This is a genomic window from Mucilaginibacter frigoritolerans, assembly GCF_007830615.1.
Lineage (GTDB): Bacteria > Bacteroidota > Bacteroidia > Sphingobacteriales > Sphingobacteriaceae > Mucilaginibacter > Mucilaginibacter frigoritolerans.
The window spans coordinates 63,569-83,895 of sequence record NZ_VLLI01000011.1; the positions used below are offsets into that span (position 1 = coordinate 63,569).

Genomic DNA, 20,327 nt, shown 5'->3' on the forward strand with positions numbered 1-20,327 from the left:
TCATATATGGCCAGCATATCAGTTAATTCCTGTTTATATAAAGCTAAAGTAATGCATCACCGGCTTGCTCCAAAGCAGCATTCGTTTCATTACAATATCTTTATGTTTTACCTCGATCTGGATGAGATTGATGGCCTTTCCAGCCGGCTTAAATTTATGAGCCACAACCGCTTTAACCTGTTTAATTTCAGGGATAAGGATCATTTACAGTTGCCCAAAGAAAACCCGGATACTTCAAAAAACATCAGGCAGCATATTACTGATTATCTCAAGATTAATGGTGTGGATATTGGTGCCGGTCGCATAATGGTGCTTACTAATTTATGTACAATGGGTTACCAGTTTAATCCGGTGTCATTTTACTATTGTTATGATGAGCAAAATAATCCGCTTTGCTCCATTGTAGAGGTTTGTAATACTTTTTTGGAGATGAAGCCTTATTTTTTAGGAGCTGGCACTTTAAACAATAACCGTTTCCTGCTCAATACAGAGAAATATTTTTATGTATCGCCCTTTATTGATATGGATACCAATTTTGATTTCAATCTACACATTCCCGGCGAAAAACTTTGGGTTAAAATTGATGATTACGATAAAGAGGGTAAACGCTTTTTTACAAGCACGTTAAATGGTAAGCGTAAGGAATTGAAAGATTTAACCCTATTAATTTACTTTTTCAGTTTCCCTTTAATAACTTTAAAGGTAATTGGTTTAATACACTGGCAGGCGTTAAAACTGTGGCTCAAAAAGTTGCCTTTTCACAAAAAGACGGATGACATGGAGTTGCAGCGCGAAGTTTACCGGCCATATAATTAATCCAATTTCGTATATTAACAAAACCTTACGCCGGTTAATTTACGTAGGTATAATCAAATCACAAATTACAGATTAAACCATGGCCAGCACAATTTCATTAGTTAAAAAAAGAAGCTTTTATCAGGATATTGTTTTGAAATTTCTATCGAAAATGGATAAAGGCACCTTGTATCTTGCTTTACCCAATGGAGAACAAATTACAATAGGTAATGGCGAAGGCAATATATCCGCCAGTATAACGGTGAATAATACTGAGTTTTATGAAAGGATCATTCTGTTTGGTGATATTGGTTTTGGCGAGGCTTATGTTGATGGCTTATGGGATACTGATAATATTACTAATGTTATTAAATGGGTGCTTTTAAATATTGAAAATGCACCGGGTGTATCTGGCAGCAATATCCAAACGCTTTCACTTAACCTGCTTAAGATATATAATAAACTCTCGCACTTTAAAAGGGCCAATACGGTTGAAGGATCGCGCAAAAATATTTCAGCACATTATGATTTGAATAATGATTTCTTTGCGAGTTTCCTTGATCCAACCATGACCTATTCAAGTGCTTATTTTTATAAGGATGGACTGAGCCTGCAGGAAGCACAGATAGCCAAGTATGAGCGTTTGTGCCGTCAACTACATTTAAAACCTACAGACCATGTATTGGAAATTGGCAGCGGATGGGGTGGTAATGCCATTTATATGGCCAAAACTTATGGATGTAAAGTAACCTCATTAACCATTAGCGAAGAACAGCGTAAACTGGCAGTTGAACGTGTAGCCGCAGAAGGCTTAAGTGACAAGGTGAGCATCGAACTGAAAGATTACAGGGAATTGGATGGCACTTTTGATAAGATAGTTTCTGTAGAGATGTTGGAAGCAGTGGGTTTTAACTTTATGGACGTTTACTTTAAAAAGTGCCATGATTTGCTGAAGAAAAACGGTATCCTGGCTATACAGGTAATTACTTCGCCCGATTCAAGGTATGAAACCTTACGAAAAGGGGTAGACTGGATACAGAAACATATTTTCCCGGGTTCATTGTTACCATCTGTTGGTGCTATCAATAAGTCAATTAACCGCACCGGTGATATGACCCTGGTTGATTTAAAAGATATCGGTTTGGATTATGCCAAAACTTTAAAACTTTGGTTTGATGCATTTAATGCTAATCTTTCAAAAGTAAAATCACTGGGTTTTGATGAAACTTTTATCCGTAAGTGGAAATACTATTTGTGTTATTGCGAAGCTGCCTTTGAAATGCGTAACATCAATGTAATGCACCTGATTTATACAAGGCCCAATAATGTGTCACGTTAGTTTGCGGTTTTGAGTTTGCAGTCAACCTCGATCTTCAGAGAACTGCAAACTGCTACTACTGCTAACCGCCAACTTTCCTTACCTGTGGTTTCTTTTCGCGGAAACGGGTGAAGAAAATAAATGCTATGAGACAAAGCACAAAACCGCAGATACCATTGAGGCGCAGGCCAAGGTCATGACCGGGATCTTTGCCGTAAACAGTAAGGAACGCAAAAAGCGCTATGCCCAGCGTTTGGCCAAGTTTTACAAACAGATACTTTACAGCAAAAAACATTCCTTCACGGTTTTCGCCGGTAGCATTAGCATCTTTTTCGGCAATCTCAGCTAATATGGCATTAGGCAGTATACCCAGGGCTGCAAGTGGAAATGCAGCACACAGCACCAATGTATAAACTTGTACTTTTGCCGAAACCGGGAATCGCCCTAAAAAATAAATCATTGCAAAAATGAGGCTCAATATGCCGAAGGAGATCAGAACCAATGGCTTCTTTCCGTATTTTTTGGAAACATAGTTAATAAACGGATAAAAGATCAACGATCCCAAAACCATGGTGAGCATTAGCAAACCACCCATTGACTCGGGCAAACGGAGTAATACCGTTACAAAATATAATAGCCCGCTGGATATGATACTAAGCGCCATGTAATAGGAGAAATCGGAGATCAGGTAATATTTAAAATTGCGCTGACTAAAAGTTTTACGTATAGCCTGCAAAACGGGCAAATGCGAAGGCTTTTTACTTACCATGTATTTGCTTTCATCAAGGGCAATTACAGGTATCAACATTACTAAGCCGGCAAAAACACATAAGCCCCAAATAGTGTACTGAACGGCAATATCCCGGTTAGGGACGTTGAAATACTTTTGTACCAAATCGGCATAGTTATTTACCAGGGCGGCTATAATTATCCCAATTACAAAACCAACCTGCTGAAATGAGGATAGCTTAACTTTTTCGGCTGCTGTATCAGTAAGTTCGGGCAGCAGGGCATTGTAAGGTATAATATAGGCCGTAACGCTCATGAAAAAACAAATGAGTGTAAACGTAAGCCAAAATGCATTATGCAGACTTTCAGCCTTTACAAGCGGGCAAAAGGTTAACCCGCAAAAAATAACGGCAGGCAGTATGGCCCATTTCATAAATGGAACACGGCGCCCTTTTGGATTATGACTTTTATCGCTTAATGAAGCAATAAATGGATCAAAAACAGCATCAACCAATCGGCCAGATGCTGCAATAACCGACATGATATTTAATACCCCGAATAAAAGCAATTGCGGAACAAAAGGTATTAAGCCCGAATTGGATGGCGGTAGATAAAAATAGGGCAGCATTACAATAATAATATTGGTCATGATGCTCCAGCCTATCATCCCGCAGGCATATGAAATTTGTTTTTTAAACGGCAGCTTTTCTACGGGCATATCAATGCAATATGCAAATAATCGGGTAAGATGTGAAAGAAAAAGGTAAAACCTATGGCTTTGTTACTACGCCTAAAAGAAAAGTTAAACTTTATCTCTTCAAAAACTATAATCCCGAATAATAATCATACCCCTGTTCGGCCCAGTAATCGCGTGGCCGGGTGTTGCTGAAAGTGATGGAGCCTACCCTTTTAAGGTTTTTAATGCCATACTTTACCGGAATGATTAGTCGTAATGGTGCACCATTTTCAAGCGGTAATAATTTGTCGTTCATTTCGTAGGCCAACAAGGTTTGCGGATGCATGGCACTCGGCATATCAAGTCCTATGTAATAACCTTTATCGGGTGTTTCCATGCCCACATATTGCATTTTGGTATAATCATCCAGCTTGTAATGCTCAATAAAATCCTTGAACCTTACACCGCCCCAATGCGAAATCTGATCCCAGCCTTCCACGCATTTAAAATCATAAATAATTTCAGTTTTGGGTAGGGTCATTAGCTCCTGCAAAGAAATCTGTAACACTTCCCCACCCTTTTTGGCTACCTGCAGTTTCCAGTTAGATGGGTCGAACTTTTTATCAGCTTCAATTCCGATATCGCTGTTTACTCTTACGCGTTTGGCCGCCATTGATTTGGGGTAAATTTTTACCATGTGATTATCACTGAACACCCTTCTGAAAAACAATTCAGTTTTATTAAGTGCCCTGCGCAGAGGCTTACGTGCGCCAGCGGTAATGCCTGCAGTTTCTTCCGGCGATTTATACAACCACTCCCATCCACCAACGGCACCGGCTGCCAATACAGCAAAGGTTGAAAATGAGATAAAATTACGCCTGTTTATCTTTTGCTCAACGGTGAGCTCTTTTTTTGATTTTTTATCTGGAGTGCTCATCGTTATCGGTATTTGTTGTTTCAATAGCGGGTTTAGGATTTTCATTTATCACCTCAAAGCCGGATATAACCGATCGGAAGTTATTCCATCCGGCCAATATCACCTGCACAATATGGATCAGAAAAAAGAACACATAACCCAATGTTAAAGCAAAGTGTAATATTCTGGCGAAATGATAACCGCCGCATATCCAGGTTAAATAGTAAAACTGTACCGGTTTGTAGATGGCTAATCCGGTAATTACTGAGCCAATACCCATTATTATAATGGCTGTGTATGCAATGCGTTGTGCCGCGTTATATTTATTTTGAGGTGGTGCCATTTTGCGGATATGCAGATCGTGCAAAACCACTAAAAAAGCCTCTTTAAAAGAATTTTTCTTCGGCACCAGTTCACGCCAGTCGCCGGATATGATGGTGTAAATAATATAAAAGATTCCGTTAAGGGTAAAAAACCACATAAACAAAAAATGGAAGGCCATGCCTTCGGACAGGCGATGCGGAATTTTCAGCGTATTATAAAACCAATCAGGAAAAAAACGAAAATAGGTATGGCCAAATATTTTGATGTAATATTCATCATTGGCCCAGTAAATCAGCATTCCACTCCAGATCATAATGGTCAGTATTGGGAAGTTTACCCAATGGCACCAGCGCATGGTTAAAGAATGCTTTTCTTTTATAGCTTTCATAGTTAAGTATTAAGGTAAAAGATACCATAAGATATCCGGTTATCTTACCTAGGTAAAATAACCGGATATATGTTTTCTTAAAGTTAATGATTTATTATTTGGAACTTTTTACCATTGCACCTATGCCTGCCTCGCCTGTAAAAGAAACCCTGGACGCGGCTATTATAGCCCCATTTGAAGTATTTTGTAAAAAGCCCATAATTTCCCAGTTTTGGGTATCAAAACCATGAGGAAGAGTAATGTTTGCAATTCCGTTATTTCCTTTAAGACTAACTTCCTGCAATTCACGGACAATTTGAACATGTGATAGAGTATGACCGCCGTTTTCGCCACGTAATACTTTTGTCTGTGCATTTTTCTGCAATACGGCTACCTGTAGCACGGTGCTTTTGTCTGCACCCTGGGTAGTGTATTTTAAATCTGCATGGCTTGAGTTTGTAGCTGAAACGCTTAGATCCAGTTGAGCCGATGAGCTTTTTTGTAGATTGGTCCGGATAGCATTACGTAAAGTACCTTCTTCCGATCCAACAAACTCGGTACGTCCATTTACAACTATTTGAGGTGTGTATACAGAGTTGATATTTAAGTAATTGGCATACTCATTTTGTCTTTTTGAAAAATCGGCACTGCTGAACTGATCTTTCCAGCCTAAACGGTTCCAATAATCAACATGGTAAGCTAAAATGTATACCGGTTTATCGGCATTTTCTTTTTGTATTTTAGCTACCAACTCGTCAGCTGGTGGGCAACTGGAGCAGCCTTCGGAAGTGTATAACTCAATAAGGGCAAATCCCTTATTATCAGCAATAGGAACGTTGGTGTGCTTTGCATTAATAAATGCAGTGGTGCCCAAAGCTGCTGCAATTAGAAAAGCAGCAAGGGTTAATATTTTTGCAGTTCTCATTATTTTATCGAATTAAATTTAAAGTCTTTTCGGGCTTAGTCGGGCCAACAATCAAATCCTTACAATAAATTTAAAGTTTTTTATTTAGCTAGTTTGCAATGAATCAACTTGTACAAGTTTGTACGAATTATTATAAATATTAGACTAATTAGCTGGTTGTCATCTCCATATGCCAGGGAAGCATTTCGAGATTATTCGAAAAAAAAGTCATTATTATTGTAAGGTTTTGTACCCGCTAACGACTAACCATCAATATAACAAAACAAATTGAAGGTGTTAATCTTCATTTTGTTTTTGGTTTAACTTGTACTATTCGTTTAATTTTTATGACTTTAAATCCCCATCAATGGGTTGCTACCCATGCCGATTACCTGTACGCCTACGCCATTACCCGTGTTAACGACGAAGAGCAGGCGAAAGACCTGGTGCAGGAAACCTTTTTAGCTGCACTTGAAAAAACAGCCAATTTTGAAGGTAAAAGCTCCGAACGAACGTGGCTCACGGCTATCCTTAAAAATAAAATAGTAGATGTTTATCGCAAAAAATCATCAGGCTTAAAAAACATAGAGGTGAAAGCCGAAGAAGAGCAGAGCGATTTTTTTGAGGCGGATGGACATTGGGTTGCTGAACATGGTCCGAAAGAATTTGGTATTGAAGATAAGGATCATTTGGTTAACAAAGAGTTTGATAGCATCCTTAAAAAATGCATGGAAAAATTACCGGCTTTATGGATGGCCGTTTTTACTATGAAGCATATTGACGAAGAGCCTACCGATACCATTTGTGCCGAATTAAAAGTAACATCTTCCAACTTTTGGGTGATCATTCATCGCGCCAAACTTAACCTGAGGGCCTGCCTTCAGAAAAACTGGATTTAAATATTATTGTTATGAGCTATTTGAAAAGAATTATATATAACTGTAAACAGGCTACCTTCCTGATTGATAAAAAAGCAACTTCCAGGCTTAGTTTCAGAGAAATGATAGAGTTGCGTATCCATCTATATGGATGTTCGTTTTGCCGCATTTATAAAAAGCAAAGCCGAATGATTAATGAAATGGTGCAGGAGCTTTTTCGCAGTTCGATGGAACGCGATGTGAAGCTGGATGAAAATTTCAAGAACGAACTTCAGGAACGCATTGAAGCGGAATTAAACAAATAAAAATTATTTCAAAATAGTTTGTAAGGTTTAATGGTATTAACCGACAAAGCAGGAAATATCAGTAAAAACTAAAAAAACAAAAAATGAAATCAATTTTTTCAGCAGTTATAGCAACTGCCATTGTAGCTTGCTTAAGCCTTGGTGTACAAGCAAAAACAGTTAATCATTTACCAGCAACTGCCGTTAGTGATACAGGTAAAATGGCTAAGGATAAAATGAGCAAAGATAAGATGGGCAAAATGTCTGACTCTAAAATGAGCAAAAAGAAAACGTCAAAAATGTCTGACTCTAAAATGAGTAAAAAGAAAATGTCAAAAGACACTGCAAGTAAAATGTAAGTTGTTTTTGTTTACAGGGAGGGGGATTTATCCCCCTTTCTTTTTTTGAATTAAATTTTAAACTCAAATATTATGAGAAAGTATTTACTAATTGCCGGTTGTGTGCTTTTAACCTTAAACCTGTTTGCACAAATCGGCCTTAAGAGCGGTGATATAGCGCCAAAATTTACTGCGGTTGATAATATGGGCAAAACACTCAGTTTAAAAAGCCTGCTCAAATCGCACAAAGCGGTGGTATTGTTTTTTTACCGCGGACAGTGGTGCCCTTATTGCAACAAACAAATTAAAGAATTGCAGGACTCCTTGCAGCTCCTAACCGGCAAAGGCGCTTATGTTGTTGGTGTAACTCCCGAAACAAGCGAAAACATCAATAAAACAATTGATAAAACCCATGCTTCGTTTTCAATTATACAAGATAAAGGTTATACCATTATGAAGGCTTACCAGGTTAATTACACTGTTGATGCCGAACTGTTGGGAAAACTAAAAAACTACGGCGTCGATCTGGAAAAGAATAATGGCAATACCGACCATGTGCTGCCAGTTCCTGCCACTTATGTTATTGACCAGTCAGGTAAAATTACCTACGTCCATTTTGATAAGGACTATACAAAAAGGGCGTCAGTAAAATCAATAATGGCTGCGTTATAAAAAATACAATTTCGCCAATTAGCTAGTTGCTGTTATCGTGGCTAATTGGCGAAATGCGTGTATTGTCAAAATGATTAATAAGCTCGGCTACAAGCAGATTAGGCACCCAGCTTAAAAATGCAATAATGATATAGTTGTTTTCAAAGTTAACACCATGGCCAAAAACGGTTAAACCCCAAATGTAAAACCGCAGGGTTACGGCAGCAAAGGCAAGCGCATAACTCCGGCGCATCATATAAATATGGTCGGTAACTCTCCCTTTTTTTATGTAGAGCCATGCCAAAAGCGTAAAAATTACCCACAAAGTATTCTGCACAAAGAACGACGCAAATACCCAGTTGCCACGGTTCACAAATAAAGTCATTACATATGCGCCCGGTGCCGCAAAAAATAGAACACCGAACACATACAATTTGCCCAGGGGCCTGTGCAGTTGCCTGTTATTATAAACGGCTTTGGAAAATTGAAAAAAGCCAGCGAATAATATCAGGCTGCTCCCAATAATATGGCAGTAAAAGGCTGGTAAATACCAGCCCGTATTAATGGCTGCTTGTTTTATGGTTAAAAAAGCGCGTTGATATTTAAAAAAGCCAGAGTACATAACGAATACACCGATGCATAACATGGCTACCCATAAGAAAGCAAAATACCAAAGCAGTTTTAATGCAATTTTCATTGAGCGGCAAGGGTATTCTGTTTCAACGAGTTCAGTTTACTGTTTATCCAGTTGATGTTATACTTTTCTATCTCGGTTAATGAGTCGTCTACTGTAATGTTTTTTGCCCCTTCGTACCTGTCAAAACGATATTGAAAAACAGTGGTCCATTTGTCGCTTTTAAATTTATAGCCATAGGGTGCATAAATTTCATTTTTCATGTATTCGAGTAGTTCTGTTGTTACATGGTCGATTTTTCTGTCGCCAATTACATAACATGCGTTCAAATAAGAATCATCCATTTTTACATATTTGGTGCAGCCAAAGAGCCTTTTATTTGGTAAAGCAGCAAGTTTTCCATTCACGATATGCAAATAATAATAGTAAGAGCCTTCAGATATATCATCATTTGTTAATGACAAACGGACAGCTAAGGCCGACTTATATTCAAACAAAGTATCATTAATTGCACGTATGGCATTTTCTTTACAAAATGTTGTTTCATTAGAAATGGATTCCTCTCCTTCATCGTCAGAAATGTCGCTTTCGCCTGTAAAGCTTAATATTTTGTTTTGGTTTTTATCTATAAGGATAACTGGTTTTTTCTCAAATTTTCCATATAAACCAGCACGTCCATCCCAATAGTGGTCTATAATAGAATAAAAGGTGCTCATAAACCAATTTTTATCATCCTTTTGTGTGCCATTATATTTAATATCCATCCTTTCACTACCCCTATCTTCTTCTTCATAATCATTACGTCCCGTTCTTAAAGGATTATTAAAATTAATAATCCTCGGGAAAATTTGAAGATCAACCAGATATGATGGAGGTATGATAAGAGATGTGGTATTTCCACGTTCATTATACTCCATTATATTTTTTGAACTGTTTTCTGATAAGGAGTAAGAATCACTATAGTTTTTAAATTTGGAGAATACATCGGCAATTTTAAAACCATCTATTTTATCGGTTACTGTTGAGTCTTTCTTTAAATAAAAATAGTTATCGTCCTTTCTTAATAAGGCCAAATTAGCGTCATCCTCTAATGGGATAATCTGGTCATAAATAACCACCACTACATTTTTTCCATCCAAATTATAAAGACCTTTTTTTCCGTTCATCTCTACTTCTACAAATCCATCAATCGTGCCACCAACATTACGGATCAGGTCATATTCGGGAGGGATAATCTCTTTAAGATCAGCATTTACCAATCCCATTTTATAGGTAGGTGCATCATCTTTCTGTTGGTCATCAGGCCAGTAAAATCTTTTGTTTAATTTACCTTTAATAACGTAGTAAAAAGTTTTGCTGTCAACATTCAAACCATAGTACGCTGTCATACCGAGTTTTTAATTGGTCGGCAGTTTTAAAAGATGCCAACGTTAATGCACTATAAAAAAGATTATCTACATGGGTGTTGTTTTTTACATAAGTTTCATAAGTAAGATAATCGGCAAAAAACTTGCGGGTATCGGCCTGTATTATTTTTAGCTTATAATGTTTTGTCTTGTATATTTTTAGTATCAGTATGGAATGGTTATCGTCAAGGGATTGATGACTAAAAGTAACCGGTATTTTTACCGAAACGAGGCCGGAACCTATGTTCCTTGTTTCGGCTTTATCTACATCAAGTATTACAGTAGCAAGTGGTAGTGATCCATCTTTTTTCTTTTTTCCGATCAACAAATTCGCCAAATTTTTAAGCGCCTTGTTTTTTTTGTCGAACTGGAAGCAGGCCATCACCGAATCGGTATTACCCGAATTTACTGCATTATTAAACTTGAATAGAAATTCGGTTAGTTCTATTGAATTTGGGGGCGACTTTTTTTTGTGTAAAAGGAAAAACGTGGATACAGCAACTATTACAATAGCTGCAATTATTAGGATAGGCTTGGTTTTCATCGTACCAAATATATAAAGAAACCCAAACTGTGCAAACCAAATTCCTTACCTATCCAGGAGCACATTTCTAGTTATTGATATAAAGTTCTGATAAGATGGCCCCATCTGCTGCTATTCCATCCAGTTCCTGCGGGTTATGGCTTACAATAAATACAGTTGTTTTCAGCTCTTGAAATATCAGCTTTAATTCAGTAATCAGTGCCAATTTATTTTCCGGGTCCAATGCAGAAAATGGTTCATCCATCAAAAGCACTTGGGGTTTGGTGGCCAGTGCCCGTAAAATAGCCAAACGCTGCTGTTGACCTCCTGATAAATATTGTGGTTTATGTGTAGTTAAAGTTTCCAGTTTGCCAATTTCAAGCAAATGTTTTATCCATTCATTATCGGCCGTGGCATATTCCAAATGTTCTTTTACGGTCATGTTGGGGAAAAGCGCATAATCCTGAAAAACAAAGCCTGCCATTCTTTTTTGTGGCGATAGGGATATTTTTGAAACAGTATCCAGCCATGCGTTGTTATTAACCGTAATATTTCCTTGTTCCGGCTGGATGAATCCTGCAATGACCTTCAAAAAAGTACTTTTACCTGCTCCGGAAGGCCCATGGATCTTGGTAATGCTCTCGGATTTAAATTCCCCGGAAACTTTTAATATTCGCTGACCCTGGTAGGTTTTTATTTTTTTTTCTATGTTGATGCTAATCATTCCAGAGGACTTTTTAACTGGTACTTATTAAAAATGAACACCCCGGTCACCAACACAAAAGTAATAGCAAACAGTATAAACGAATACACGTTGGCGGCATGATAATCCATCTGCTCAACAGCATCATAAACCGCTATGGATGCCACGCGTGTAACGTTGGGAATATTGCCCCCAATCATCAGCACTACGCCAAACTCGCCCAGTGTATGTGCAAAGGTCAGTACTGCTGCCGTTAGCAATGATGGTTTTATATTGGGGAGCAGCACCCTGATAAATGTTTGCCACCTGCTTTTACCTAAAGAATAAGACGCCTGTGAAAGTGAAACAGGTAATTGCTGCAAAGCCGATTTAATGGGGCCCAGCATAAATGGCATACTATAAATAACAGAAGCCAGTACCAAACCCTGAAATGAAAACACAAATTGGATATTAAAAGTTTGCTGCAACCATTTACCGGCACCATGCTGCGGACTAAAAGCCAGCAACAAATAAAACCCCAATACAGAAGGTGGTAAAACCAGGGGCATAGTAACAATAGCTTCAATAATGATTTTAAAAAATGATCGTCCTTTTGAGAGCCACCAGGCAACCGGCAAGCCAATAACCAGCAATAGCAATGTAGTAATACAAGCTAATTTAAGCGTAAGCCAAATTGGATTAAAGTCCATCAATTTATTTTACCCGGTAACCGTATTCTAAAAATATTGCTTTTGCTGCCGGACTTAAAATGTACTGGTAAAATTTCTCAGCCTCTTTATTTGTTTCAGCACGTTTTAATAAAACTATACCTTGCTCAATAGGTGAGTAAGAATCGGGGGCAATAATCTGCCAGTAAAGCTTTGTTTTATTAGTCGGGTCTTTTACTAAAGCTTGTGTAGTAAAGCCCACATCAACAACTCCTGTAGTGATATAAGTATTAACCTGCGAAATGCTCTCGCCGGTAACAATTTTTGATTTAATATTAACTAAGATGTCTTTTTTTTGCAGCACCTCATCTGCCGCTTTGCCGTATGGAGCAATAGCCGGGTTGGCAATGGCTATTTTTTTCACGCGGTGCGTTAGCAATATCCTTTCCCAGTTTTCAAATCCAATATCCTGGTTGCTGCAAATGATTAGACTACCCCATGCATAAACAACCGGTTTTTTGGTGCTGAATCCATCTTTATAAAGTGTTTCAGGGAAAGTCATATCGGCAGAAAGAAACACATCGTAAGGAGCCCCGTTTTTTATCTGGTTAACCAAATTACCCGATGACCCAACAATAGGTTCAATTTCAATTCCTGTTTTTTTCTTAAAATCGGCCTGCAATACTTTTATTACCGCCTGCAGGTTGGCTGCTGCTGCCACCTTTATACTTTGTGCAAATAATCCAAACGATAAAAGTAAAAAGGCAGTTGTTAAAAAAAATATACGTTTCATAGTACTTGGTATTATAATGTTTGCCAGGGTAAGCCAATTCCTTTGTGAAGTTATTGTAATGCTAATATACATTGTTATTAAAGCGTATCAGCATTTTCAGCATAGCTTTTCACCTCAAAATTGTTACGGTAAATGTATGTAATTGGTAACAGGTAATAGTACTATATTAGCCCGCAAATCCAAATTTTTATTAGTTAATGGTTCATTGTTAATAATTCATAGCTGGAAAGATGTTGGTTAATGAGCAATTTTTAAACCTTCTTTTACTATGATCCATGAACTGCCAACTACGAATCAAATACACATTATCATGAACAAGTTTTACTTACGACTGCTCTTTTTGATGCTTTTTGCACTCCCTTTTGCCACGCAGGCACAGTTTATTTCAGTAAAGGGAAAAGAAATTATCGGCACCGATAATAAACCTTTTTTAATGCGGGGTACAAACCTCGGTAACTGGCTGGTGCCCGAAGGTTATATGTTTAAATTCACTAACATTAACTCACCCCGTTTAATTAACGAAGCAATTCTTGAATTATTAGGTCCGGAAGAAGCTGCTGCATTTTGGAAGCAATATCAGGACACTTATATTACCGCTGCTGATATCCACTATCTGAAAGCATCAGGAATGAATTCTATCCGCATTCCGTTTAACTATCGTATTTTCAATAATGAAAACTATCTGGAGCAAAAAGACCCAAACAGAGGGTTTGAGCTGTTGGATAGGGTAATTGGTTGGTGCAAAAAAGAAGGACTATATGTTATTTTAGATATGCACTGTGCACCCGGCGGCCAAACCGGCGATAATATTGATGACGGCTATGGTTATCCTTTTCTGTTTAAAAGCCCTGCTATGCGCGAGTTAACTGCCAATATTTGGCACAAAATAGCTGATCATTATAAAAACGAAACCATCATAATGGGTTATGACTTATTGAATGAACCCATAGCTACCTATTTTGATAAAAATGAATTTAACCCATATCTGGAACCAACATATAAAGAGATAACCAAAGCCATTCGCAGTGTTGATAAAAACCACATCTTGTTTTTAGGTGGTGCACAATGGGATAGTAACTTCAGCGTTTTTGGTACTCCCTTTGATTCTAAACTGGTTTATCAGTTTCACAAATACTGGACTAAAACTACCGGCAAAGAAGTTATACAGGATTATATTGATTTCAGGGATAAATACAACGTACCTATTTACTGCGGCGAAACCGGTGAGAACACCGATCAATGGGTAGGTGATTTCAAAAAAACACTGGAAGAAAACAATATAGGCTGGCATTACTGGCCATACAAAAAATTGGATAATACTAAGGGCATAGTAACCTTTAACGTTCCTGAAAACTACGACAAATTGATAGCTTACACCCAACAGCCAAGAGAAGATTTTGCAGCCATCAGAAAAGCAGCCCCTGCCGATCGAGAAGCCATTAAAAAGGCATTATACGATTTTATCAATAACAGCAAATTCGAAAATTGCCACCCCAATACGGGCTACATGCAAGCATTGGATTTTAAACCGTAATTAAAGGTTTCAAAAAATAAAAGGTTTTTCCTAACCCTCTTTATGACTTGTCATAGAGAGGGTCGGCTAGCGTAGCGTCGCCGGGGTGAGCCCACTCTGCGACAAGTTGTAAAGTGGTTATAAACACCATCCTAAATAACTGTTATCCTTACCTTTAATAGGATTTGAAAATTAAAAGGTTTATAATTGCTTACCTAAAAGTAACCAATTATAAACCTTTTGTTTCATCTGCATTTGCTGCATGGGGCCAAAAGGGCATGTAGCTGCCTGTAAGTATGGTAAAATTTTTATGGAGATTTTTTATTTCTGCGTGGATATATTTTGTGTATGTCCCCAATGGCAATGCACAAATTGCGGTAAAAATAAGTGATACCGCAAAACAACAGATATTCAGATATGGAGAGGTTGATTATTTGCAGGATATTCATAATAAACTAACCCTAAATCAGGTAAAAAGCACTGCAATTACTAACAAATTTAAAGTAAACAAAGTTGCCACCCCGATAACCTCTGATCCTGATATTACCTATTGGTATCGCATTAAAATTGGGCACAATCCTCAATCCCGGAATAACTGGATTTTAGAGTTTTTTGATCAAACTATAGATAGCATAACCGTTTATTCGCCGGATAAGCAAAATAACTATTCAGCTACATTTCTGGGTAGCAGTCGTCCGTTTACAGCCAGGATGTATCAGCATAAAAACTTCAGTTTAAATATAAACAACAACCTTTCGGGCAATCAAATATATTATATCCGTATTAAATCGCATCAACCGGTAAATGTGATAATGGTTTTGCGATCGGTAAACTGGTTCATTAGCTACGCTCTTGATGAGTACTTTTTCTTCGGCATTTTTTATGGGATGATATTGGTTTTTGGCCTGTATAACCTCATGATGTTTATTGCCATGCGGCAAAAGCAATACCTGTACTACATAGCATATAACTTAAGTATCGGCCTTTATGAAATGTGTGCTGATGGTATTGCCTACCAATATATTTGGCCTGGCTCCCCTATCTGGAATCATAATGCTTATGGTGTTGCATTATTTTCTGCCAGTATTTGCTCGGTATTATTTGCCCAAAGTTTGTTAAATGTAAAGGTAAATGCTCCCCGATTAAACAAGTTGATTATATGGGTAATGCTATTACGAAGCTTGTTTTTTGTATTGTGCTTAACGGTAAATAAAAACTGGTTCAGTTATAAGATAATTGAGATCATTCCATTATCTGTAGCTTTTTATGCAGGTTGTTATGTGCTGATGAAAGGTTACCGGGCAGCACGTTTTTTTGTGATAGGATATTCTTTTTTACTTACCGGGTTTATCATTAAAGCGCTGATATCGCTTAATATATGGTGGTTGCCTGTAACGGCTGCCATTTATTACAGTTTGAGTTTTTGTTTTATAATGGAAATGATCTTTATATCATTTGCCATAGGCGATAAAGTAAGGATCCTTAAAAAGAAAGAAGAAGAGGCGCAGTTGCTGGTCATCAAACAATTAAAACTGAATGAGGAGCTGAAAGACGCACTGAATAAAAACCTGGAAGACCAGGTGCAGGAACGAACTAAAGAACTATCTGAAAAATCACTGTTAATAGCGCAGCAGAATGAGGAACTTAAGTCAGTTAATCAATTGTTAAAGCAGCAAACAGAAGAAATATCAAGAATGAACGTTTTGCTGGAGCAAGATAACTCTATTTTGCACCAGGATATTGAAAAGGTAACACACGACAGGGTAATGTCGACCGAAGTTGATTTTGAGGAATTCAGCAAAATTTATCCGGACAGGGAAACCTGCTTTAAATTCTTATCAGACCTGAAATGGGAAAACGGATACGCTTGCCGCAAATGCACCAATACCCACTATGGACATGGGCATTTACCCTATAGTCGGCGTTGTTCCAAGTGCGGGTATGAAGAATCTGTGATAGCTTATACCTTACTTCAAAATACTCGTATACCGCTCAATAAGGCATTTTACATGATATTTTTAATGTACTCCACCAATGGTAAAATATCATCCCATAAATTGTCCGAAATTTTATCCATTCGCCAAAGTACCTGCTGGGCATACAGCTCCCGAATTAAAAAAGTAATGAATAGCCGTAAAAAAGAAACCAAGAATGCGGGCGACAAAGGCTGGAGCAAATTGGTTATGGAACTAGAATAAAAGGCCATAAAAATTTACTTGAACTGAGATCACCAAACAGCTCGTTTGCGAAATTATCAAGCCCCGGCTGCAAATAAATTGTGACCGGGTTTTTTATTGGGGTTTTGACTTAGACCCCTGATAAATAATTTCCTGAAAATTAAATGTGAACCAAGCGTATCAGAAATAAAATTTCTCTGTATGAAAAACAATCTTTGAGCCTCATTAGGCTGTTTTGAAGGTAATTAGTCTTTGTGTTTAAAGCGTATTAAAATCAATACAATATGCTTTAAATCAATTATTTATAAACTTTTAATTTGTTTTTACCGTATAAATTGAGCTAAATTTGTTTTACCAATATAAACGAGATAATTACCTACTTCTGAAAAATGATTAAACCACGCCCGATTTTAAGGGCCAAATTATGCTTACTGTATTAATTTTTGGTTAAATATAGAGAGTGCTATTTATCCGCATAAATTTTCTATTGGCATGTACCTGAACCAATTAAACCAACTATAGAAACCAATTTTTTTATGAAGACAAATTACACACTTAAACTGCTGGCGATGTTTTTAATGGCACCAGCGCTATTCCTTCATTCTTGTAAAAAAGATCTGTCAAAATCAGGCCCGTCTGTTCCCGGAATGACTGCTGGTACGGTTGCGCGGGCAGCAAATGAAACCGTAAGCATCTGGGAAACAACATCAGATCAAAGCAAACTTTTGGCACAGCAAACCAGCGTAAATTTTGCAGCCGATGCAGGCACCAACGCCACAACTATTACGGTTGATGAAAACACCACCTATCAAACTATTGACGGCTTTGGCTATGCTTTAACAGGCGGAAGCGCACAATTAATTGACGGGCTTGGCGCAAACCAAAGCACGTTCCTTAATGACATCTTTTCAACCGCAGCGGGCCACGTAGGATCGAGCTTTGTGCGCATCAGTATCGGAGCTTCGGACTTGAGTTCTTCTGATTTTACTTATGATGATATGCCATCGGGTCAAACAGATAATAATCTCAACAATTTCAACATCAGCCAGGAAATGACCGATCTGGTGCCGGTACTAAAAAAGATTATTGCCATTAATCCATCCATAAAAATATTGGCTACTCCCTGGACTGCTCCTGTTTGGATGAAATCAAATACTACAGGCAATGGTGGTTTTACAGGTGGTAGTTTAAATACAGCTTATTACGATGCTTATGCCCGGTATTTTGTAAAATATATACAGGCTATGGCGGCACAAGGCATAACCATATATGCTATTACACCGCAAAACGAACCCCTAAATGCCAATAATAATCCGGCCATGACGATGCAATCAAACGAGGAAGCCAACTTCATAAAGAATAACCTTGGCCCTCAGTTTGCCGCAAATGGCATCACTACTAAAATTATCGCTTATGATCATAATTGTGATCAGCCGGGCTATCCCGAAGCTGTTTTGGGCGATGCAAGTGCTAATCCTTATGTAGATGGCTCTGCATTTCACCTATATGCCGGTGACATCAGCGCTCTAACCACTGTGCATAATGCTTATCCGTCCAAAAACGTTTATTTCACTGAACAATACATTGGTGGTCCCGGAAATTTTGCAGGCGATTTTTCATGGCACATGAATAATTTGCTTATCGGCGCACCACGTAACTGGAGCCGTGTAGTTTTGGAATGGAACCTTGCTTCCGATCCAAATTATAATCCGCATACTGCTGGCGGCTGCTCTACCTGTTTAGGAGCGGTAACCATATCGGGCAATAGTTATACCCGTAATACCGCTTATTACACAGTTGCCCACGTTTCGGAATTTGTAAAAGCCGGTGCTGTGCGTATTTCATCTAATACTTTTTCAACAAGTATCCAGGATGTTGCCTTCAAAAACCCCGATGGTACAAAAGTGGTTGTAGCGTTAAACACAGCAACAACAAGCCAGACATTTAAAATTAAATGGGGCGGCGAGTCGTTCACTTATACCTTGCCTGCCGGAGCTGCCGCTACCTTTAAATGGGCTGGAACACAGTCTTCAGCATCAGGCCCTCCAATTGGCCAAACCATCACCCTTAAAGGTTTTAATGGCGATTACGTGAGTGGCGAAGATGGCACCACCGCCATGACCTGTACCCGTACCACAGCAAGTACCTGGGAGCAGTTTTTAGTGGTTGATGCCGGAAATGGCAAAGTGGCGCTGCAAAGCATGGGCAAATATGTATCGAGTGAAAACGGCACCATGCCGATCACCTGTAATCGCACCACCTACAGTGCCTGGGAAGAGTTTACCTGGGGCGTAAATACCGATGGCACTATAACGCTGCAAGGCAACAATGGTGACTTTATTTCGAGCGAGGATGGCACACAGGCGATGACCTGTAATCGAACTTCAGCGTCGGGATGGGAATCATTTGGGGTAAATCAATAACACAAATATTATCACCTCTTTGGTTTTCCGGAGAGGTGATAATATTTTAATCTAATAGATAATTAACCAAATTTCTACATTAACCAACCTTTTATGAAAACACAAATTTTAAAGTTTCTACCGGGAACAGGAATGATCCTGTTGCTGATGATGGCGCTTGTTTCCTGTAAAAAGGATATTAGCCCTAAAAGTGCCTTAACAGGCAACAATACGACGACCACTGCTCCCAGGGCAGTAACTTATCAGCTTATCTGGTCGGATGAGTTTAATGGTACGAGCGTTGACAATACCAAGTGGACCATGGAAACCGGTAACCCTGGCGTAAATAACGAAAAGGAATATTACCAGGCTTCAAATGCTACTGTTACCGGTGGTAACCTGGTGATCACTGCCCAAAACCAAAGCGTTGGCGGTTGGCCATACACATCAGCCAGGATGAATACCTCCGGGAAATTTTCCTGCCAGTATGGACGTATAGAGGCCAGTATAAAATTGCCATTGGGTCAGGGCTTATGGCCTGCTTTCTGGATGTTGGGCACTGATATTAGTACCGTTGGCTGGCCACAGTGCGGCGAAACAGATATTATGGAGCATATTAATGCCGACAACACCATTTATGGAACTATCCATTGGTACGATAATGGTGCGACCCAATACGGCGGCACTACTACCACCAACCCTGATGCTTATCACCTTTACGCCGTGCAGTGGGATACCAATTCCATTACCTGGTGGGTTGATAATACATTGTATGCTACGGCCAATATCTCTAACAATATCAACAACACCGGTGCTTTTCAAAATCCGTTCTTTATTATTTTAAATATGGCTGTAGCCGGAGATTTCCCGGGGCAAACAGTTGATTTGAGTAAACTACCTGCCAGCATGTATGTTGATTATGTACGGGTTTATAAAGGCGTAACTTCAAGTGGGCCGCCAATTGGACAAACCATCACCCTAAAAGGTTTTAATAATGATTATGTAAGTGGAGAGGATGGTACAACAGCTATGACCTGCACCCGCACTACTGCCAGTACTTGGGAGCAGTTTTTAGTGGTAGATGCCGGAAACGGCAAAGTAGCCTTGCAAAGCATGGGTAAATATGTATCCAGCGAAAATGGCACCCAACCAATAACCTGTAACCGTACCAGTTATAGTACCTGGGAAGAGTTTACCTGGGGTGTAAATGCAGATGGCACCATAACCCTGCAGGGTAATAATGGTGATTATATTTCGAGCGAAGATGGTACCCAGGCAATGACCTGTAACCGGACGGTCGCGTCGGGATGGGAGTCATTTAAAGTTAATCAATAGAACATTTTATTATT

The 20,327-nt window shown here is 38.7% G+C and carries 20 protein-coding genes; 10 read left to right on the forward strand and 10 right to left on the reverse strand.

The window, feature by feature from the left end:
• Positions 1-6: 6 nt before the first annotated feature.
• Both JN11_RS17625 and JN11_RS17630 read left to right on the forward strand, forming a co-directional pair.
• Positions 7-816: a DUF1365 domain-containing protein gene (locus JN11_RS17625; RefSeq protein WP_144914671.1), complete on the forward strand. Its 810-nt coding sequence runs from the start codon at positions 7-9 to the stop codon at positions 814-816.
• 79 nt (positions 817-895) lie between these two features.
• On the forward strand, positions 896-2,134 hold the full coding sequence (locus tag JN11_RS17630) for an SAM-dependent methyltransferase (protein WP_211360822.1): 1,239 nt from the start codon (positions 896-898) through the stop codon (positions 2,132-2,134).
• A 61-nt stretch (positions 2,135-2,195) separates the two neighbouring features.
• Here JN11_RS17630 and JN11_RS17635 read toward each other — a convergent pair whose 3' ends face one another.
• The 4 genes from JN11_RS17635 to JN11_RS17650 all read right to left on the reverse strand — a co-directional run bounded on the left by JN11_RS17635 (position 2,196) and on the right by JN11_RS17650 (position 6,050).
• Positions 2,196-3,560, reverse strand: a complete 1,365-nt coding sequence (locus JN11_RS17635) for an MFS transporter (protein WP_144914672.1) — start codon at positions 3,558-3,560, stop codon at positions 2,196-2,198.
• A gap of 106 nt (positions 3,561-3,666) precedes the next feature.
• Positions 3,667-4,455, reverse strand: coding sequence for a molybdopterin-dependent oxidoreductase (locus JN11_RS17640; protein WP_144914674.1), 789 nt, complete (start codon positions 4,453-4,455; stop codon positions 3,667-3,669).
• On the reverse strand, positions 4,439-5,146 hold the full coding sequence (locus JN11_RS17645; protein ID WP_170227787.1) for a cytochrome b/b6 domain-containing protein: 708 nt from the start codon (positions 5,144-5,146) through the stop codon (positions 4,439-4,441). Before JN11_RS17645 ends, JN11_RS17640 begins: the two co-directional genes overlap by 17 nt.
• A gap of 94 nt (positions 5,147-5,240) precedes the next feature.
• Positions 5,241-6,050 carry a DUF1223 domain-containing protein gene (locus tag JN11_RS17650; RefSeq protein WP_144914676.1) on the reverse strand — a complete coding sequence of 270 codons (810 nt, stop codon included), beginning with the start codon at positions 6,048-6,050 and terminating at the stop codon, positions 5,241-5,243.
• A 326-nt stretch (positions 6,051-6,376) separates the two neighbouring features.
• On the opposite strand from JN11_RS17650, the gene JN11_RS17655 reads away from it, so the two are divergent.
• The 4 genes from JN11_RS17655 to JN11_RS17670 all read left to right on the forward strand — a co-directional run bounded on the left by JN11_RS17655 (position 6,377) and on the right by JN11_RS17670 (position 8,201).
• Complete coding sequence (locus JN11_RS17655) at positions 6,377-6,928, forward strand: sigma-70 family RNA polymerase sigma factor (protein ID WP_144914677.1); 552 nt, start codon at positions 6,377-6,379, stop codon at positions 6,926-6,928.
• 11 nt (positions 6,929-6,939) lie between these two features.
• The gene (locus JN11_RS17660; RefSeq protein WP_144914679.1) at positions 6,940-7,212 is read left to right on the forward strand and encodes a hypothetical protein; all 273 of its coding nucleotides are present in this window, start codon (positions 6,940-6,942) and stop codon (positions 7,210-7,212) included.
• Between the two features lie 83 nt (positions 7,213-7,295).
• Complete coding sequence (locus JN11_RS17665) at positions 7,296-7,550, forward strand: hypothetical protein (protein ID WP_144914680.1); 255 nt, start codon at positions 7,296-7,298, stop codon at positions 7,548-7,550.
• Positions 7,551-7,622: 72 nt separating this feature from the next.
• Positions 7,623-8,201 (forward strand): peroxiredoxin family protein, encoded by a 579-nt coding sequence (locus JN11_RS17670; protein ID WP_144914682.1) that lies wholly within the window; start codon positions 7,623-7,625, stop codon positions 8,199-8,201.
• A gap of 22 nt (positions 8,202-8,223) precedes the next feature.
• On the opposite strand, the gene JN11_RS17675 is transcribed toward JN11_RS17670, so the two are convergent.
• The 6 genes from JN11_RS17675 to modA form a co-directional block, all read right to left on the reverse strand.
• The gene (locus JN11_RS17675; RefSeq protein ID WP_144914683.1) at positions 8,224-8,877 is read right to left on the reverse strand and encodes a DUF2306 domain-containing protein; all 654 of its coding nucleotides are present in this window, start codon (positions 8,875-8,877) and stop codon (positions 8,224-8,226) included.
• The gene (locus JN11_RS17680; protein ID WP_144914685.1) at positions 8,874-10,202 is read right to left on the reverse strand and encodes a YARHG domain-containing protein; all 1,329 of its coding nucleotides are present in this window, start codon (positions 10,200-10,202) and stop codon (positions 8,874-8,876) included. Before JN11_RS17680 ends, JN11_RS17675 begins: the two co-directional genes overlap by 4 nt.
• Complete coding sequence (locus tag JN11_RS17685; protein ID WP_144914687.1) at positions 10,174-10,764, reverse strand: hypothetical protein; 591 nt, start codon at positions 10,762-10,764, stop codon at positions 10,174-10,176. Before JN11_RS17685 ends, JN11_RS17680 begins: the two co-directional genes overlap by 29 nt.
• Before the next feature lie 67 nt (positions 10,765-10,831).
• Positions 10,832-11,467 carry an ATP-binding cassette domain-containing protein gene (locus tag JN11_RS17690; RefSeq protein ID WP_144914688.1) on the reverse strand — a complete coding sequence of 212 codons (636 nt, stop codon included), beginning with the start codon at positions 11,465-11,467 and terminating at the stop codon, positions 10,832-10,834.
• Positions 11,464-12,135, reverse strand: coding sequence for a molybdate ABC transporter permease subunit (modB, locus tag JN11_RS17695; RefSeq protein WP_144914690.1), 672 nt, complete (start codon positions 12,133-12,135; stop codon positions 11,464-11,466). The genes JN11_RS17690 and modB overlap by 4 nt, the downstream gene beginning before the upstream one ends.
• A 4-nt stretch (positions 12,136-12,139) precedes the next feature.
• On the reverse strand, positions 12,140-12,886 hold the full coding sequence (gene modA / locus JN11_RS17700) for a molybdate ABC transporter substrate-binding protein (protein WP_144914692.1): 747 nt from the start codon (positions 12,884-12,886) through the stop codon (positions 12,140-12,142).
• 310 nt (positions 12,887-13,196) lie between these two features.
• Here modA and JN11_RS17705 point away from each other — a divergent pair, with 310 nt between their 5' ends.
• The 4 genes from JN11_RS17705 to JN11_RS17720 all read left to right on the forward strand — a co-directional run bounded on the left by JN11_RS17705 (position 13,197) and on the right by JN11_RS17720 (position 20,313).
• The gene (locus JN11_RS17705) at positions 13,197-14,420 is read left to right on the forward strand and encodes a glycoside hydrolase family 5 protein (protein WP_144914693.1); all 1,224 of its coding nucleotides are present in this window, start codon (positions 13,197-13,199) and stop codon (positions 14,418-14,420) included.
• A gap of 275 nt (positions 14,421-14,695) precedes the next feature.
• Positions 14,696-16,597: a 7TM diverse intracellular signaling domain-containing protein gene (locus tag JN11_RS17710; RefSeq protein ID WP_144914695.1), complete on the forward strand. Its 1,902-nt coding sequence runs from the start codon at positions 14,696-14,698 to the stop codon at positions 16,595-16,597.
• 515 nt (positions 16,598-17,112) lie between these two features.
• The gene (locus tag JN11_RS17715; protein ID WP_144914696.1) at positions 17,113-18,999 is read left to right on the forward strand and encodes a glycoside hydrolase family 30 beta sandwich domain-containing protein; all 1,887 of its coding nucleotides are present in this window, start codon (positions 17,113-17,115) and stop codon (positions 18,997-18,999) included.
• A gap of 93 nt (positions 19,000-19,092) precedes the next feature.
• A complete protein-coding gene (locus JN11_RS17720; RefSeq protein ID WP_144914698.1) occupies positions 19,093-20,313 on the forward strand; it encodes a family 16 glycosylhydrolase in 1,221 nt (406 codons plus the stop codon).
• Positions 20,314-20,327 lie beyond the last annotated feature (14 nt).

Coding starts and splice junctions, on each gene's coding strand:
- JN11_RS17625 (WP_144914671.1), top strand. CDS start 7: ATGGCCAGCATATCAGTTAATTCCTGTTTATATAAAGCTAAAGTAATG.
- JN11_RS17630 (WP_211360822.1), top strand. CDS start 896: ATGGCCAGCACAATTTCATTAGTTAAAAAAAGAAGCTTTTATCAGGAT.
- JN11_RS17635 (WP_144914672.1), bottom strand. CDS start 3,560: ATGCCCGTAGAAAAGCTGCCGTTTAAAAAACAAATTTCATATGCCTGC.
- JN11_RS17640 (WP_144914674.1), bottom strand. CDS start 4,455: ATGAGCACTCCAGATAAAAAATCAAAAAAAGAGCTCACCGTTGAGCAA.
- JN11_RS17645 (WP_170227787.1), bottom strand. CDS start 5,146: ATGAAAGCTATAAAAGAAAAGCATTCTTTAACCATGCGCTGGTGCCAT.
- JN11_RS17650 (WP_144914676.1), bottom strand. CDS start 6,050: ATGAGAACTGCAAAAATATTAACCCTTGCTGCTTTTCTAATTGCAGCA.
- JN11_RS17655 (WP_144914677.1), top strand. CDS start 6,377: ATGACTTTAAATCCCCATCAATGGGTTGCTACCCATGCCGATTACCTG.
- JN11_RS17660 (WP_144914679.1), top strand. CDS start 6,940: ATGAGCTATTTGAAAAGAATTATATATAACTGTAAACAGGCTACCTTC.
- JN11_RS17665 (WP_144914680.1), top strand. CDS start 7,296: ATGAAATCAATTTTTTCAGCAGTTATAGCAACTGCCATTGTAGCTTGC.
- JN11_RS17670 (WP_144914682.1), top strand. CDS start 7,623: ATGAGAAAGTATTTACTAATTGCCGGTTGTGTGCTTTTAACCTTAAAC.
- JN11_RS17675 (WP_144914683.1), bottom strand. CDS start 8,877: ATGAAAATTGCATTAAAACTGCTTTGGTATTTTGCTTTCTTATGGGTA.
- JN11_RS17680 (WP_144914685.1), bottom strand. CDS start 10,202: ATGACAGCGTACTATGGTTTGAATGTTGACAGCAAAACTTTTTACTAC.
- JN11_RS17685 (WP_144914687.1), bottom strand. CDS start 10,764: ATGAAAACCAAGCCTATCCTAATAATTGCAGCTATTGTAATAGTTGCT.
- JN11_RS17690 (WP_144914688.1), bottom strand. CDS start 11,467: ATGATTAGCATCAACATAGAAAAAAAAATAAAAACCTACCAGGGTCAG.
- modB (WP_144914690.1), bottom strand. CDS start 12,135: ATGGACTTTAATCCAATTTGGCTTACGCTTAAATTAGCTTGTATTACT.
- modA (WP_144914692.1), bottom strand. CDS start 12,886: ATGAAACGTATATTTTTTTTAACAACTGCCTTTTTACTTTTATCGTTT.
- JN11_RS17705 (WP_144914693.1), top strand. CDS start 13,197: ATGAACAAGTTTTACTTACGACTGCTCTTTTTGATGCTTTTTGCACTC.
- JN11_RS17710 (WP_144914695.1), top strand. CDS start 14,696: ATGGTAAAATTTTTATGGAGATTTTTTATTTCTGCGTGGATATATTTT.
- JN11_RS17715 (WP_144914696.1), top strand. CDS start 17,113: ATGAAGACAAATTACACACTTAAACTGCTGGCGATGTTTTTAATGGCA.
- JN11_RS17720 (WP_144914698.1), top strand. CDS start 19,093: ATGAAAACACAAATTTTAAAGTTTCTACCGGGAACAGGAATGATCCTG.